At 57.1% G+C, this 16,735-nt stretch carries 10 protein-coding genes and 1 tRNA gene; 9 read left to right on the top strand and 2 right to left on the bottom strand.

Annotation, left to right across the window (positions count from 1 at the left end):
- Nucleotides 1–159 precede the first annotated feature (159 nt).
- From ACZ6J2_RS21150 to recD, 8 genes are all read left to right on the top strand, one after another.
- A complete protein-coding gene (locus tag ACZ6J2_RS21150; RefSeq protein ID WP_471726610.1) occupies nt 160–624 on the top strand; it encodes a prepilin peptidase-dependent protein in 465 nt (154 codons plus the stop codon).
- Nucleotides 615–1,175: a prepilin peptidase-dependent protein gene (locus ACZ6J2_RS21145; RefSeq protein WP_471726585.1), complete on the top strand. Its 561-nt coding sequence runs from the start codon at nt 615–617 to the stop codon at nt 1,173–1,175. The genes ACZ6J2_RS21150 and ACZ6J2_RS21145 overlap by 10 nt, the downstream gene beginning before the upstream one ends.
- A complete protein-coding gene (locus ACZ6J2_RS21140) occupies nt 1,172–1,573 on the top strand; it encodes a DUF2509 family protein (RefSeq protein WP_471726584.1) in 402 nt (133 codons plus the stop codon). Before ACZ6J2_RS21145 ends, ACZ6J2_RS21140 begins: the two co-directional genes overlap by 4 nt.
- Nucleotides 1,558–1,881, top strand: coding sequence for a prepilin-type N-terminal cleavage/methylation domain-containing protein (locus ACZ6J2_RS21135; protein WP_047173533.1), 324 nt, complete (start codon nt 1,558–1,560; stop codon nt 1,879–1,881). Before ACZ6J2_RS21140 ends, ACZ6J2_RS21135 begins: the two co-directional genes overlap by 16 nt.
- 12 nt (nt 1,882–1,893) lie before the next feature.
- A complete protein-coding gene (recC, locus tag ACZ6J2_RS21130) occupies nt 1,894–5,268 on the top strand; it encodes an exodeoxyribonuclease V subunit gamma (protein WP_471726583.1) in 3,375 nt (1,124 codons plus the stop codon).
- Between the two features lie 140 nt (nt 5,269–5,408).
- Nucleotides 5,409–8,276, top strand: coding sequence for a pitrilysin (gene ptrA / locus ACZ6J2_RS21125; protein ID WP_471726582.1), 2,868 nt, complete (start codon nt 5,409–5,411; stop codon nt 8,274–8,276).
- A complete protein-coding gene (gene recB, locus ACZ6J2_RS21120) occupies nt 8,273–11,815 on the top strand; it encodes an exodeoxyribonuclease V subunit beta (RefSeq protein ID WP_471726581.1) in 3,543 nt (1,180 codons plus the stop codon). Before ptrA ends, recB begins: the two co-directional genes overlap by 4 nt.
- Nucleotides 11,812–13,632, top strand: coding sequence for an exodeoxyribonuclease V subunit alpha (recD, locus tag ACZ6J2_RS21115; protein ID WP_471726580.1), 1,821 nt, complete (start codon nt 11,812–11,814; stop codon nt 13,630–13,632). The genes recB and recD overlap by 4 nt, the downstream gene beginning before the upstream one ends.
- A gap of 54 nt (nt 13,633–13,686) precedes the next feature.
- Here the strand turns inward: recD and argA are convergent, their stop codons facing one another.
- The gene (argA, locus tag ACZ6J2_RS21110; protein WP_471726579.1) at nt 13,687–15,018 is read right to left on the bottom strand and encodes an amino-acid N-acetyltransferase; all 1,332 of its coding nucleotides are present in this window, start codon (nt 15,016–15,018) and stop codon (nt 13,687–13,689) included.
- A gap of 226 nt (nt 15,019–15,244) precedes the next feature.
- Between argA and amiC the strand changes: the two genes are divergently transcribed.
- Nucleotides 15,245–16,498 carry an N-acetylmuramoyl-L-alanine amidase AmiC gene (amiC, locus tag ACZ6J2_RS21105; RefSeq protein WP_029740496.1) on the top strand — a complete coding sequence of 418 codons (1,254 nt, stop codon included), beginning with the start codon at nt 15,245–15,247 and terminating at the stop codon, nt 16,496–16,498.
- 87 nt (nt 16,499–16,585) lie between these two features.
- On the opposite strand, the gene ACZ6J2_RS21100 is transcribed toward amiC, so the two are convergent.
- Nucleotides 16,586–16,662: transfer RNA gene (locus ACZ6J2_RS21100), tRNA-Met, on the bottom strand.
- Between the last annotated feature and the right edge of the window lie 73 nt (nt 16,663–16,735).

The raw sequence follows: 16,735 nt of genomic DNA, 5'->3' as shown, positions 1-16,735 counted from the left end.
TGCTCTTTAGCGCCGGTTTTTTTCGCCTTTATCCCGTTTCCCGAAGCGCTATCCAGAAAGCGTGCAACGCGCTGCAACACTCCTGATTCTCCGGATAACGCCTCGTAAAACGAGGATCCGTCGCTCGTCATGTTCACCGCGCTTCGCCACACTCCCGGTATGAAAAAAGAGAACGGTTTTACGCTTATCGAAACGCTGGTCGCGATTTCGCTTGTCGTTATCCTCAGCGCCTCAGGTCTTTACGGCTGGGACAGCTGGCAGCGGCAGCAGCGGCTGTGGCAAACCGCCAGTCAGGTACGAGATTACCTGCTGTTTCTGCGCAATCATGCCAACCGCTACAACCGCGACCATCAAATCACCCGTCTGCGGGTGGGAGGCATGGATTGTCTGGTGAGCTCTGCCGCGCAAGGCTGTGAGAAGGGCAGTCCCTTTGTGCTGATACCACTCTGGCCTGAGGTCGCGATCGGCGAGGTAACGCCGTCGCTCGCGTTCTATGGATTAAAGGATACGGCATGGGCTGGGCGGATACGCGTTCAAAGCCGCGCGGGAGAATGGCTGATTATTGTCTCAAATGGAGGACGCATCAGGATGTGTAAGGTCTCTGCGGGGGGGGCATGTCGATGAAGCAGCGAGGTTTCTCACTGACTGAAGTTCTGATTGCAACAGTGATTAGCAGTCTCCTGCTGATAAGCGCATCGCGTTTTTTACCCGGCTTGCAGTGTGCGATCTTAGTGCAATCTGGTCAGAGACAACTGGAGGAAGAGGTCTGGCACCACCTGTTCGCCCTGGGCAAACAGCTCCAGCGTGCGGGGTACTGCGCGGGAAACTGTCAGGGACAGGCGCTGGTGACAGCCAGGCAAGGAAGTTGCGTCATTGTGCGATGGGATGCCAACAGTAACGGCAGCTGGGATAACAGCGCATCAGAAAGTGACAGCACCGGTTTTCGTCTGGAGTCTGGCGCTCTTGAAACCCAGCGTGGAGCGACCTCATGTGAAGGAAAAGGATGGGAAAAGCTCACGGACCCGGACAGGCTAGCGATCACGCATTTTGTGGTGAGGACAGTTGAACATGCCGGTTTTGCGCCAGAGGTGAATATCGAACTGGCGGCGATTCGTAAAGGCGAGCAGGGGGAACCCTGGCAGGCGTTGTATACGGTCACGGGGTACAACCTGTGAATCGTCAACGCGGAATGTCTTCGCTGGCGCTGGTTCTGTTTTTACTGGTGCTGGGAACCCTTATCCTCACGGGTCTCAATCAGCAGCTCACAACGTTTAGCGCGCTCGTCGGCGGGGAGAGCCGTTCGCTTCAGCAGCAGGCGACGGTACAGTCCGCGCTTGAATGGGGACGGGTTCAGAGCTGGTCGTCAGAGCCACAGGTTCAGTGCAAGAAGACTCCTGTGTGGCGAGCGTGTTTGCGCCCTCTGAGTGGGGCGCGTGTGCTGCTGATTGCCGGAGAAAGCGGCCTGCTGCTCTGGCGCTCAGGAGAGATTGTCGACGGGAACGTTCGCTTTTCGCCTCACGGCTGGAGTGATTTTTGTCCCCTTAAGGAGAGCGCGTTATGCCAGCTGCCGTGAGCAGAGAAAAAGGGTTTAGCATGGTTGAGGTACTGCTGGCGATGATGCTGCTGGTGATCGTCGTGACGGCTTTGTCCGGTTATCATCGGGCGCTGGCGGCTCGGTTTACACTGTTTAATCAGTATCGCCAGCTCTGGCATCATGCCTGGAATCAGTCTCAGCTCTCAACAAATGTTCTCCCGGCAGGCTGGCAGGCCAGTCGGGGGCAGACAACGCACGCAGGATGTGTCAGCATCACGGTCACACTTATTTCTCCTCTGGGGCGGCGCGGTGAGATAACGCGTCTGCATTGCCCGGTTAGCCAGTAGTCGGGAGCGTCTATGTTAAGGGTCTACCACTCAAATCGTCTGGATGTGCTGGAAGCGCTGATGGAATTTATCGTTGAGCGCGAGCGGCTTGACGATCCTTTTGAGCCTGAAATGGTGCTGGTGCAGAGCACCGGTATGGCACAGTGGCTGCAAATGTCGCTTTCCCGTAAATTTGGCATAGCCGCAAATATTGATTTCCCGCTGCCCGCGAGCTTTATCTGGGAGATGTTTGTGCGCGTGTTGCCGGACATCCCGGAGCAGAGCGCCTTCAACAAGCAAGGCATGAGCTGGAAGCTCATGGCCCTGCTGCCGGAAATGCTGCAGCACGATGAATTCGCCATGCTGCGCCACTACCTCAATGACGATACCGATAAGCGCAAGCTGTTCCAGCTGGCGTCGCGCACCGCCGATCTCTACGACCAATACCTTGTTTACCGCTCTGACTGGTTAATTCGTTGGGAAGCGGGCGAGTTGGTTGAAGGGCTACCGGAGGCGCAAATATGGCAGGCACCGCTGTGGAAAGCGCTGGTAGAGCATACGGAGAAACTTGGGCAACCTAAGTGGCACCGTGCCAACCTGTACGATCGGTTTATCTCCATACTCGAGAATGCGTCGGAGCGCCCGGCACGACTGCCGTCACGCGTTTTTATCTGCGGGATATCCGCATTACCGCCTGTTTATCTGAAGGCGTTGAACGCGCTGGGTAAACATATTGATATCCATATTTTGTTCACCAACCCTTGCCGACAGTATTGGGGGGATATCCTCGACGAACGTTGGCTTGCGCGGCTGGTAACTCGCCAACGAAAGCGCCTTTTTGAAGAACGTTCCGTCCCGCTGTTTAAAGACGGCTCGACTGCCGGTCAGCTTTTTGATGAAGACGGTATCCAGAACCTGCCCAATCCACTGCTTGCCTCATGGGGGAAGCTGGGGCGTGACTACATTCACATGCTTTCAGACATCACTTCATCAGGCGAAGGCGACGTGGATGCCTTTGTCGATATTGCCCCGGATAGCCTGCTGCATCATATTCAACTGGATATCCTCGATCTGGAAAACCGTGCCGTGATGGGCGTGACGGCGAAAGAATTCGAACGCAGCGACAGCAAGCGTAAGCTGGATGCTGACGATCGCAGCATCACGATCCATGTTTGCCATAGCCCACAGCGTGAGGTCGAAGTACTTCACGACCAGCTGCTGGCGATGCTGCAGGACGATCCCGAACTCACCCCGCGCGATATCGTGGTGATGGTGGCGGATATCGACAGCTACAGTCCCTTCATCCAGGCCGTTTTTGGCAGTGCGACGGGCGAGCGATATCTGCCTTACGCTATCTCTGACCGTCGTGCCCGTCAGTCGCATCCGGCACTGCAGGCCTTTATCACTCTGCTTTCACTGCCGGATAGCCGCTTTATCTCCGAAGATGTCCTGGCGTTACTGGATGTTCCCGTGCTGGCTGCACGCTTCAACATCAATGAAGAGGGGCTGCGCTACCTTCGCCAGTGGGTGAACGAATCTGGCGTTCGTTGGGGGATCGATGACGATAACGTTCAGGAGTTCGAACTTCCTCCAACCGGGCAGCACACGTGGCGTTTTGGCCTGACGCGTATGCTGCTGGGCTACGCCATGGAGAGCAGCCAGGGCGAGTGGAATGAGGTGCTGCCTTACGATGAGTCCAGCGGGTTAATTGCTGAACTGGTGGGGCATTTAGCATCACTCCTGATGCAGCTTAACCGCTGGCGACACGAGCTGATGCAGCCGCGTCCGCTTGAAGCGTGGCTCCCGGTTTGCAGGGCATTGCTTAATGATTTCTTCCTGCCAGACAGTGACACCGAAGCGGCAATGGCACTGATTGAAACGCAGTGGCAGGCGATCGTCGATGAAGGCGTGAATTCCCATTATCAGGATGCAATCCCACTGTCGCTGTTGAGGGATGAGCTAACGCAGCGGCTTGACCAGGAGCGAATCAGCCAGCGTTTCCTGGCAGGCCCCATCAATATCTGCACCCTGATGCCAATGCGTTCTATCCCGTTTAAAGTGGTCTGTCTGCTTGGCATGAACGACGGCGTTTATCCGCGCGCGCTGGCGCCGCTGGGGTTCGATTTGATGAGCGCAGATCCAAAGCGGGGCGACCGTAGCCGCCGCGATGATGACCGCTACCTCTTCCTTGAGGCGCTCATTTCCGCCCAGAGTAAGCTCTATATCAGCTATATCGGCCGTTCCATTCAGGACAACAGCGAGCGTTTTCCCTCCGTTCTGGTGCAGGAGCTGGTGGACTATATCGGCCAGAGTCACTATCTGACGGGGGATGAAGAGCGCAACTGCGATGAAAGCGAGAAGAGGGTGAAAGCCCATATCACCTGTTTCCACAGCCGCATGCCGTTTGACCCGGTGAACTACACGCCCAGCGAGCGCCAGAGCTATGCGCAGGAGTGGCTACCGGCGGCGAAAAAGGAGGGGAGTGCGCATACCGATTTCATTCAGGAGCTTGACCCGCGCCCTGTCGATACCCTGACCTTCGAACATCTTCAGCGGTTTTGGGCGCATCCGGTGCGCGCCTTCTTCCAGCAGCGATTGCAGGTCAACTTCCGTTCTGAAGAGAGTGAAATTCCTGATGCAGAGCCTTTTACGCTGGAAGGGCTGGAGCGCTACCAGTTAAACCTGCAGCTGTTGAATGCGCTGGTTGACGAGGAAGATGCGGACAAACTTTATCGCCGCTACCGTGCTGCAGGGCAGCTGCCCTATGGGGCATTCGGGGAAATTGTCTGGGAGGCGCAGTGTCAGGAGATGACCGCCCTGGCAGAGCGTGTAAGAGCGTGCCGACAGCCAGGGAAAAGCATTGAAATCGATCTCAACTGCAATGGTGTACAGCTCACGGGCTGGTTAACTCAGGTTCAGCCGGACGGGCTACTGCGCTGGCGGCCTTCTATGCTGAGCGTTTCACAGGGTTTGCAACTCTGGCTGGAACATCTTGTCTACAGTGCGGGTGGTCATAAAGGTGAAAGTAGGATATTTGTGCGCAAAGAGGGCGAATGGCGCTTCCCGCCGATGGAGTCTGAGCAGGCGTTACGGTATCTGTCTTTGTACATTGAGGGCTACCGTCAGGGAATGAATAAACCGCTCCTGTTACTGCCGGAAAGTGGCGGGGCCTGGATAAAAGCCTGTTATGACGCACAGAATGATGCGATGTTAACGGATGAGGCGTCACTGCAGAAAGCGCGCAGTAAATTTATGCAGGCCTACGAAGGTAACATGATGGTGCGGGGCGAAGGTGAAGATGTCTGGTATCAGCGCTTATGGCGAACGCTTGAGCCAGAGTACTTTGAGGCCATCACGGAAGAGGCGCAGCGCTACCTGCTGTCGTTGTTTAAATTTAATCAGTCCTGAGCGCTGTATAAAAATTGCGCAGCATGGGGTGTTCAATTATGATGCACTTCTTATCACGGACTGATGTACCCAATAAAGAGATGTTGGCGTGTCCAGCACGCAATGTGTTAATGATGTAGCCGTGATAAAGAGGTAGCACCTTGTTTAAAGCGTTTGTTTTGTTTTTCGCCCTCTGGGTACCTGTCACTCAGGCAGACTCCGGTTGGCAACCCGTTCAGGAAACTATTCGTAAAAGCGAAAAAGATACCCGTCAATATCAGGCTATTCGTCTTGATAACGGCATGACTGTGCTGCTGGTTTCCGATCCGCAGGCGGTGAAGTCCCTCTCGGCATTAGTGGTGCCGGTTGGATCGCTGGAAGATCCTGACGCGCATCCTGGGCTTGCACACTATCTGGAACATATGACGCTGATGGGGTCAAAAAAATACCCGCAGCCAGATAGCCTGTCCGAATTTTTGAAAATGCATGGCGGCAGCCACAATGCCAGTACGGCACCGTACCGCACGGCCTTTTATCTCGAAGTCGAAAATGATGCGCTGGAAGGCGCGGTCGATCGCCTTGCTGATTCCATCGCCGCCCCCCTGCTGGATAAAAAATATGCCGACCGTGAACGCAATGCCGTCAATGCTGAGTTGACCCTTGCCCGCACGCGAGACGGTATGCGCATGGCCCAGGTCAGCGCCGAAACCATCAACCCTGCGCACCCGGGTTCGCGCTTCTCCGGCGGTAACCTTGAGACGTTAAGCGACAAACCGAACAGCCCGGTGCTTGATGCCCTGCACGCGTTTCGCGATAAATACTACTCCGCCAACCTGATGAAAGCGGTCATCTACAGCAATAAACCGTTGCCAGAACTGGCAGGCATGGCGGCTAAAACGTTTGGCCGGGTGCCGAATAAAAATATCGACCTGCCGCAGATAGACGTACCGGTGGTCACGGACGCGCAAAAGGGCATCGTGATCCACTACGTGCCTGCGCTGCCGCGCAAAGTGCTGCGCGTGGAATTCCGCATTGATAACAACACCGCACAGTTTCGCAGTAAAACCGATGAGCTGGTGACCTATCTGATAGGTAACCGTAGCCCGGGTACGCTTTCTGACTGGCTGCAAAAACAGGGGCTGGTGGAAGGTATTCGCGCCGACTCCGATCCGGTTGTGAACGGCAATAGCGGCGTGCTGGCGATCTCCGCCACCCTGACCGACAAGGGCCTGGCAAACCGTGACGAAGTGGTGGCGGCGATCTTCAGCTACCTCTCTTTACTGCGTGAGAAAGGCGTCGATAAGCGCTACTTTGATGAGCTCGCCCACGTGCTGGATCTCGATTTCCGTTACCCGTCCATTACCCGCGATATGGATTACGTTGAGTGGCTGGCGGATACCATGATCCGCGTGCCGGTGGAACACACCCTCGATGCGGTCAATATTGCCGACCGCTATGATGCCGATGCGGTAAAAGCCCGCCTGGCGATGATGACGCCGGAGAATGCCCGCATCTGGTACATCAGCCCGAACGAACCGCATAACAAGACGGCGTATTTTGTCGATGCTCCTTATCAGGTGGACAAAATCAGCGCGCAGACCTTCGCCGACTGGCAGAAGAAGGCCGGGGAGATTGCGTTGAAGCTGCCGGAGCTGAACCCCTATATTCCGGATGACTTCTCGCTGACCAAAACGACTAAAGATTACCCGCACCCGGCGCTCATCGTTGATGAACCGACGCTGCGCGTGGTGTACACCCCCAGCCGCTACTTCGCAAGCGAGCCAAAGGCCGATGTCAGCGTGGTGCTGCGTAACCCGAAAGCGATGAACAGCGCCAAAAATCAGGTGATGTTCGCGCTCAATGACTATCTCGCCGGGATTGCGCTCGATCAGCTCAGCAACCAGGCGGCGGTGGGCGGGATCAGCTTCTCCACCAACGCCAACAACGGTTTGATGCTCAATGCAAACGGCTATACCCAGCGTTTGCCTCAGCTGTTCCAGGCACTGCTGGAGGGCTATTTCAGCTATACGCCGACGGAAGAGCAGCTTGAACAGGCCAAATCGTGGTATGCGCAGATGATGGATTCTGCGGAGAAGGGCAAAGCTTACGATATGGCGCTTATGCCGGCGCAAATGCTGTCGCAAGTTCCTTATTTCCAGCGAGAGGATCGCCGCGCGCTGTTGCCTTCGATCGCCTTAAAAGACGTGCTGGCTTACCGTGATGCGCTGAAAACCAACACGCGTCCGGAGTTCCTGATCGTCGGCAACATGAGTGAGGATCAGGCCAAAACCCTGGCAGAGAATGTACGCACTCAGCTCGGTTCGAAAGGCGACGAGTGGTGCCGCAACCAGGACGTGCTGGTTGAGAAAAAACAGAATGTGATTTTTGAAAAGGCGGGTAACAGCACGGATTCCGCGCTGGCCGCGGTATTTGTGCCAACGGGCTATGATGAATTCGCAAGCTCAGCGCAGAGTGCCGTACTGGGGCAAATTATTCAGCCGTGGTTCTACAACCAGTTACGCACTGAGGAGCAGCTTGGCTACGCGGTGTTTGCCTTCTCCATGAACGTAGGCCGACAGTGGGGGCTGGGTTTCCTGCTGCAAAGCAGCGATAAACAGCCGGCGTATCTCTGGAAGCGTTACCAGGCCTTCTTCCCGCAGGTGGAAGCAAAACTCCGCGCCATGAAGCCGGAAGAGTTTGCGCAGATCCAGCAGGCCGTCATCGCACAGGTGATGCAGCCGCCGCAGACGCTGGGTGAAGAAGCCTCGCAGCTGAGCAAAGATTTCGATCGCGGTAATCTGAAATTTGATTCGCGTGATAAAGTAGTGGCCGAGATAAAACAGCTGACGCCGCAGAAAGTTGCCGACTTCTTCCATCAGGCGGTCATTAAGCCGCAGGGAATCACCATCCTGTCTCAGGTTTCCGGTAGCCAGAACGGGAAAACGGAGTACGTGAACCCGAAAGGCTGGAAAGTCTGGAAGAGCGTCAGCGCGCTGCAGCAATCTATGCCCTGGAGTAAGAAAGAATGACCGATACCGCTGAGTCCCTTGATCCCTTACGTTTACCTCTGCAGGGTGAACGATTGATTGAAGCCTCAGCGGGAACGGGAAAAACCTTCACCATTGCCGCCCTGTACCTGCGTCTGCTGCTGGGGCTTGGCGGCAACGCCGCTTTTCCACGCCCTTTGAGCGTAGAAGAGCTGCTGGTGGTCACCTTCACCGAGGCTGCCACCGCTGAGTTGCGGGGCCGTATTCGCAGCAATATCCACGAGCTGCGCATCGCCTGTCTGCGTCAGAGCACGGATAACCCTCTCTACGCGAGCCTTCTGGAAGAGATTGCCGATAAGCAACAGGCAGCCCAGTGGCTGTTACTCGCTGAACGGCAGATGGACGAAGCGTCCGTCTTCACCATTCACGGTTTTTGCCAGCGTATGCTGAGCCTGAATGCATTTGAATCCGGAATGCTGTTTGAACAGCAGCTCATTGAAGATGAATCCGTGCTTCGCTATCAGGCCTGCGCGGATTTCTGGCGTCGCCACTGCTACCCGTTACAGCGCGATATCGCCGAAGCGGTACATGCGCTGTGGAAGGGCCCGGAGGCGCTGCTGCGCGCTATCGATCGTTATCTGCAGGGTGAAGCACCTGTCATCAAATCCCCGCCGCCAGCGGATGAAACCCTGGCCTCACGGCATGAAAAAATCATCGCGCAAATTACCGACATCAAGCAAAAATGGATTGAGTCCGTTGGCGAGATTGACGCAATCATCGAAAATTCCGGGATTGACCGACGCAAGTTTAACCGTGGCAACCAGGGGAAATGGATCGACAAGATCAGCGCCTGGGCGCAGGAAGAGACGCGAGGCTACCAGCTCCCGGATGCGCTGGAGAAATTCTCCCAACGTTTCCTGGCTGAGCGGACCAAAGCCGACGGCATTGTGCCTGAGCATCCTCTGTTTGTGGCGATTGAAACCCTGCTGGCTGAGCCCTTAACGCTCAACGATCTGATGATTACCCGCGCCATGACGGAAATTCGCGACGCCGTCGCGCGTGAGAAACGCCGCCGGGGTGAGCTGGGGTTTGACGATATGCTGAGCCGCCTCGATGCGGCGCTGTGCAGTGAAAATGGCGAAGCGCTTGCCGCCGCGATCCGCACCCGCTTCCCGGTGGCGATGATTGACGAATTTCAGGATACCGACCCTCAGCAATACCGCATTTTCCGCCGTATCTGGCGCCAGCAGCCCGGCACTGCGCTGTTGTTAATCGGCGATCCGAAACAGGCCATTTATGCCTTCCGCGGTGCGGATATTTTCACCTACATGAAAGCCCGTAGCGAAGTTGATGCGCACTACACGCTTGATACTAACTGGCGCTCCTCTCCCGGCATGGTGGAAAGCGTCAACGCGCTCTTCAGCCGCATGGATACGGCGTTTATGTTCCGGGAGATCCCGTTTCAGCCGGTAAAGTTCGCCGAGAAAAATGCCTCGTTGCGCTTTGAGTTCAACGGCGAGACGCAACCTGCCATGAACTTCTGGCTGCTGGACGGGGAAGGCTGCGGCGTTGCCGACTATCAAAATGCCATGGCCCAGCACTGTGCCGCACAAATCCGCGACTGGCTCAGCGCGGGCGCGCACGGTAAAGCGCTGCTGTGGAAGGGGGATAAACCTGCCCCGGTAAAGGCATCCGATATCACGGTGCTGGTGCGCAGCCGTCAGGAAGCCGCGCTCATCCGCGATGCCCTGACGTTACTGAATATTCCCTCCGTCTATCTCTCGAACCGCGATAGCGTCTTTGAAACGCTGGAAGCGCAGGAGATGCTATGGCTGCTGCAGGCCGTGCTGGCCCCGGAGCGGGAAAGCACGTTGCGTAGCGCACTGGCGAGCGCGATGCTCGGGCTGAACGCGCGGGATATTGATGCGCTCAACAATGATGAAGCCGCGTGGGATTCTGTCGTAGAAGAGTTTGTTCGCTACCGCGAAAAATGGCAGAAGCGTGGAGTCATGGCGATGGTGCGCGAGCTCATGGCGCAGCGCCACATTGCGGAGAATATGCTGGCGACAGCAGGCGGCGAGCGCCGTTTGACCGATATTTTACATATCAGCGAACTGTTGCAGGAAGCCGGTACGCAGCTGGAGAGCGAACACGCTCTGGTACGCTGGCTGGCGCAGCAGATTGCCGATCCGAACAGCAATTCGTCCAGCCAGCAGATGCGCCTTGAGAGTGATAAACATCTGGTGCAGATCGTCACCATCCACAAGTCGAAAGGCCTGGAATATCCGCTGGTCTGGCTGCCGTTTATCGCCAATTATCGCGTGCAGGATCAGGCCTTTTACCACGATCGCGAGTCTTTTGAGGCGGTGCTCGATCTCAGCAACGCGGAGTCCAGCGTTGAGCTGGCCGAAGCCGAGCGTCTGGCGGAAGACCTGCGCCTGCTTTACGTGGCGCTGACCCGTTCGGTCTGGCACTGCAGCCTGGGCGTTGCGCCTCTGTTCCGTCGCCGTGGCGAAAAGAGCGGTGAGAGTGATTTTCATCTGAGCGCGCTGGGGCGGCTTATTCAGCACGGCGAACCCAAAGACGCGGCGGGCCTGCGCCAGTGCATCGAATCGCTTTGCACGGAGCATGTTGCCCTGCATATTCCGTCGCAGCCCGACAACAGCCGCTGGCAGATGCCGGAGCTGCGTGAGTCAGAGCTCCATGCCCGCCAGGTTGTGCGTACCATTGCCGACGACTGGCGCGTCACCAGCTACTCCGGTTTGCAGCAGCACGGGCAGAGTATTGCGCAGGATCTGATGCCAAAACTGGACGTGGATGCCGCAGGAGCCGGTAGCGTACCCGCTGAGCCGGTGCTCACGCCGCACCAGTTCCCGCGCGGCGCCTCGCCGGGCACGTTTTTGCACAGCCTGTTTGAAGAGCTGGATTTTACCCAGCCGGTATCCGAAGAGTGGGTGCTGAAGATGTTACAGAGTGGCGGCTACGACGCGCAGTGGCAGCCGGTTCTCACCGACTGGATCCGCGCGGTACTGCACGCGCCGCTCACGACGCGGGGGATCTCGCTGAACCAGTTGACTGCCAAAGATAAGCAGGTGGAGATGGAGTTTTATCTCCCCATCGCCAGCCCGCTCAGGGCCGAGGCGCTTGATGCGCTGATCTGCGAGTACGATCCGTTATCCGCCGGGTGCCCGCCGCTGAACTTCCGCCAGGTGCAGGGGATGCTCAAAGGCTTTATCGACCTGGTTTTCCGCCACGAAGGGCGCTACTACCTGCTGGATTACAAATCAAACTGGCTGGGTGAAAGCAGCGAAGCCTACACCCAGGACGCGATGGCCTCTGCCATGCAAATGCATCGCTACGATCTGCAGTACCAGCTTTACACCCTTGCGCTGCACCGTTACCTGCGCCATCGCATGGCCGATTACCGCTACGAAGATCATTTTGGTGGCGTCATTTACCTGTTCCTGCGCGGAGTGGATGCTAACGACCCGCGTTCCGGCGTCTTTAGCACGCGTCCGGCTGCGGAACTGATTGAAAAAATGGATAACCTGTTTGCTGCAAGCACGGAGGAGGTGGCATGACGATGCAGGCGCTACTGCTGGACGCTGTTGAACAACGATTACTGCGTCACCTGGATGTGCAGTTCGCCATGATGGTGGCTGGCGAGGAGCCTGCCGTCATGCTGGCCGCCGCCATTCTGAGCAAAGACGCGGGGGAAGGGCACGTATGTCTGCCGCTGTCGCGTCTGGCGGTGGATGAGAAAATGCCTCCGGCTTTACAGGCGTGTTTCGCGCTGCTGGGTGACGAAGTGGACTGGCAGGGGATATTACTCGGCTCGCCTGCCGTGAGCGGAGCCGATACCGGGACGCCGATGATCCTTGTCGGCGAGCGTTTGTATCTTAACCGGCTGTGGCGTAACGAACTGACGGTAGCGCGCTTCTTCAGCGAGACCAACGCCCCGCTTCCCTGTGATGAAGCGCAGCTCCGGCAAACGCTGGATACGCTGTTTACCTCTGACGACGCGACAGACTGGCAAAAAGTGGCGGCAGCCGTGGCCTTAACGCGACGGATCTCGGTGATTTCTGGCGGCCCGGGTACAGGGAAAACGACCACTGTGGCAAAACTGCTTGCCGCGCTGATTCAGTTATCGGGTGAGCAAAAGTGCCGTATTCGCCTGGCGGCCCCCACCGGTAAAGCTGCTGCACGTCTGACGGAATCGTTGGGCGGCGCGCTGCAAAAACTGCCGCTAACCGGGGATCAGCTTGCGCTTTTCCCCAATGAGGCGAGCACGCTGCACCGTTTGCTTGGCGCACAGCCGGGTAGCCAGCGTCTGCGCTATCATGCCGGTAACCCACTGCACCTTGACGTGCTGGTCGTGGATGAAGCGTCGATGATTGACCTGACGATGATGTCGCGTTTGATCGATGCGCTCCCGCCTCACGCGCGCGTCATTTTCCTCGGCGATCGCGACCAGCTTGCCTCCGTTGAGGCCGGGGCCGTATTGGGGGATATCTGTACCTATGCCAGCCTGGGATATACCGCGGAACGCGCTCAGGAGCTGGCCCGTCTCACCGGATGTTCGCTCACGTCTGAAAACCATTCGCTTGCAGGGGCGCTGCGCGACAGCCTGTGTCTGCTGCAAAAAAGCTACCGTTTCGGCAGCGACTCCGGCATCGGCCAGCTTGCGGCGGCGGTGAACCGGGGCGACCGGCGCACCACCACAGCGGTATTTGACGGTACCTTTACGGATATTGAGAAAAAATCGCTGCAAAGCGGGGAAGAGTATCAGGCGATGCTGGACGACGCCCTGCAGGGGTACCAGCACTTTCTGACGGGCGTACAACAGCAAAGTACGCCGGAGCAGGTCATTGCCGCGTTTGGCGAATACCAGCTGCTCTGTGCGCTGAGGGAAGGCCCTTTTGGCGTCCGGGGGTTGAACGACAGGCTGGAACAGCTGTTGGCGCAAAAACGCAAAATTAACCGTACCTCGCACTCGCGCTGGTATGAAGGGCGACCGGTGATGATCTCCCGCAACGACAGCGCGCTGGGGTTGTTTAACGGGGATATCGGAATTGCGCTCGACTGCGGTCAGGGCCTGCGAGTCTGGTTCCAGATGCCGGACGGGAGCGTGAAGTCCTTCCAGCCCAGCCGTTTGCCCGAGCATGAAACCGCCTGGGCGATGACGGTGCATAAATCCCAGGGCTCCGAGTTTAACCATGCGGCGCTGATCCTGCCCACGCAGCTTTCACCCGTCGTTACCCGCGAGCTGATCTATACTGCCATTACGCGAGCGCGTCAGCGTCTTTCGCTCTATACCGATGAGCGGGTGCTGGTGCAGGCGATCGCCACCCGAACGGAACGCCGAAGCGGGCTGGGCGCGATATTTGAGTCACTCTGAACAACGCCAGACATCCAGGCCGGGTACGAACAGCGCGACCCGGCAAGCGTTGTATTATCCCAGGTCAGCCATCAGCACCTTTGAACGACGCTGATAGTTGTACATCTCTTTCTTCGTTTCCGGCAGAGAATCGATATCCACCGGCGTGAATCCGCGCTCCTGGAACCAGTGAATACTGCGCGTCGTCAGGACGAACAGCTTGCTCAGCCCCATCTGGCGCGCCTGTGCCGCCACGCGTTCAAGCAGCATTTCGCCGCGTGAAGAGCTACGGTAATCAGGATGCACCGCCACGCAGGCCATTTCACCGATCTTCTCTTCCGGGAACGGATAGAGCGCGGCGCAGGCAATGGTCAGGTTATCGCGCTGAATAATGGTGAATTTGTCGATCTCCATCTCCAGCTGTTCGCGTGAGCGACGCACCAGAATACCCTGCTGTTCCAGCGGGCGGATGAGCTCCAGAATGCCGCCGATGTCATTGATGGTGGCTCGGCGGATCTGCTCCGCACTCTCCATCACAATCTGTGTACCGATACCGTCGCGGGAGAACAGCTCCTGGAGCAGGGCCCCGTCTTCCTGATAGCTGATCAGGTGGCTGCGGCGCACGCCGCTGCGGCAGGCCTTCACGGCGCCACGCAGGAAGCGGACGGTGCCGGAGTGGTAATCGCCTTCGGATTCCAGCGCTTCAACGCGGGCCTGGGCTTCATTCGGGAAGAGTTCCGGTACGATTGTTCCTTCAGCGTCCACGACGCCCTGGGAGGAGCAGAACCCAATCATTTTTTCCGCCTTCAGCTTGATCGCCAGCTGCGTGGCAATCTCTTCGGACGTCAGGTTAAAGCTTTCGCCGGTCACGGAAACGGCGACCGGGCCCATCAGCACGATGGCACCGCTGTCCAGCTGGCGGTGAATAGCTTCCTCATCAATACGACGGATACGGCCGCTGTGGCAGTAATCCACGCCATCGTCCACGCCGAGCGGCTGGGCAATGATAAAGTTGCCGCTCACGACGTTGATATGCGCCCCCTGCAGCGGCGTATTGTTCAGGCTCATGGAGAGACGCGCGGTAATATCCAGCTGCAGCAGACCCGCCGCCTGTTTCACCAGCTCCAGGGTTTTGGCATCGGTGACGCGGGTGTGCTTGTGGTAAATCGGCTCGTGGTGGTGAGCGGCCAGGTTGGCGTCGATCTGCGGACGCGCGCCATACACCACCACCAGGCGGATCCCGAGGCTGTGCAGCAGGCCAATGTCATTGACGATGCTGGAAAAATTTTCATGCTCAATGGCTTCGCCACCAAGCATGATGACAAACGTTTTTCCCCGATGGGCATTGATATAGGGAACAGAATGGCGGAATCCCTGGACCAGTTCGGTTCTACGTTCCTTCACCATGGCACAACCCTTAATGAATGTTTATTCGTAATTTCTGTATTTTTATTCGATTGTGGCCGCGTGTGCAAGCGCAAATTTTCCGCGACCCACAGAAATTGGTAAGTAATCCGTGCGTTAGCGTATGATTGTTTACCCTTTATAGATGACAGTTTATGCGTCATTCGTTAAAGTTTTCGGTCAATTTGGACATTTTGTATATCAGTCAGTGTTCTTGCTCGGGAGAAGCATGTCGGGATCCAATTCAGCAATAAGCCGCCGCCGTTTGTTAAAAGGGGCCGGGGCAATGTGGTTGCTTAGCGTCAGTCAGGTCGGTCTTGCCGCCACGAGTCAGGTGGTGGCGGTGCGCGTCTGGCCGTCGTCGACCTATACGCGCGTGACGGTTGAATCCAATCGCGTGCTGAAATATAAGCAATTCGCCCTCAGCAACCCGGAACGCGTGGTGGTGGATCTCGAAGGCGTTAACCTCAACTCCGTGCTGAAAGGGATGGCGGCGCAGATCCGCGGTGACGATCCGTTTATTAAATCGGCTCGCGTCGGGCAGTTTGATCCGCAAACCGTGCGCATGGTGTTTGAGCTTAAACAGAACGTTAAGCCGCAGCTGTTCGCCCTGGCGCCCGTCGCGACGTTTAAAGAGCGCCTGGTGATGGATCTCTACCCGGCCAACGCAACGGATATCCAGGATCCGCTTCTCGCTCTGCTGGAGGACTACAACAAGGGCGATCTTCAGCGTCAGGTGCCGCCTGCGCAAAGTGGCCCGCAGCCCGGAAAAGCAGGGCGCGATCGTCCGATTGTGATCATGCTCGATCCCGGCCACGGCGGCGAAGACTCCGGCGCGGTGGGGAAATACCGCACGCGTGAAAAAGACGTGGTGCTGCAAATTGCCCGCCGCCTGAAGGCGTTGATTGATAAAGAAGGCAATATGCGCGCCTATATGACGCGCAATGAAGATATTTTTATTCCGCTGAAGGTCCGGGTGGCGAAAGCGCAGAAGCAGCGCGCCGATTTGTTCGTGTCGATCCATGCGGATGCCTTTACCAGCCGCCAGCCAAGCGGCTCGTCGGTGTTCGCGCTCTCAACCAAAGGCGCGACCAGTACCGCAGCAAGATTCCTGGCGGACTCCCAGAACGCCTCTGACCTGATTGGTGGCGTGAGCAAAAGCGGCGACCGCTACGTCGACCACACCATGTTCGATATGGTGCAGTCGCTGACCATTAACGACAGCCTGAAGTTTGGTAAAGCGGTGCTGGGCAAGCTGGGGAACATCAATAAGCTGCATAAAAACAGCGTTGAACAGGCCGGGTTTGCGGTACTCAAGGCACCGGATATCCCGTCCATCCTGGTCGAAACCGCGTTTATCAGTAACGTCGAAGAGGAGCGTAAGCTCAAGACGGCAAAATTCCAGCAGGAGGTTGCGGAGTCGATTCTGGCGGGGATACGGGCGTATTTCTCTGACGGGGCGACGCTGGCGCGACGCGGATAACACTTTCAGCCGGGTAAACGCCCGGCAAATTCACAAACGACAGATACAAAAAAACACCCTTAAGGGTGTTTATTGTTTTAGAAGTGTTGGTTGCGGGGGCCGGATTTGAACCGACGACCTTCGGGTTATGAGCCCGACGAGCTACCAGGCTGCTCCACCCCGCGTCCGTCTTTCTACAGTCGTAGAAGATACTTCATCAAATTTTAATTGGTTGCGGGGGCCGGATTTGAACCGACG

It is taken from the genome of Enterobacter sp. E14S, from assembly GCF_055666685.1.
This window is presented reverse-complemented; position numbering and strand designations above follow the sequence as displayed.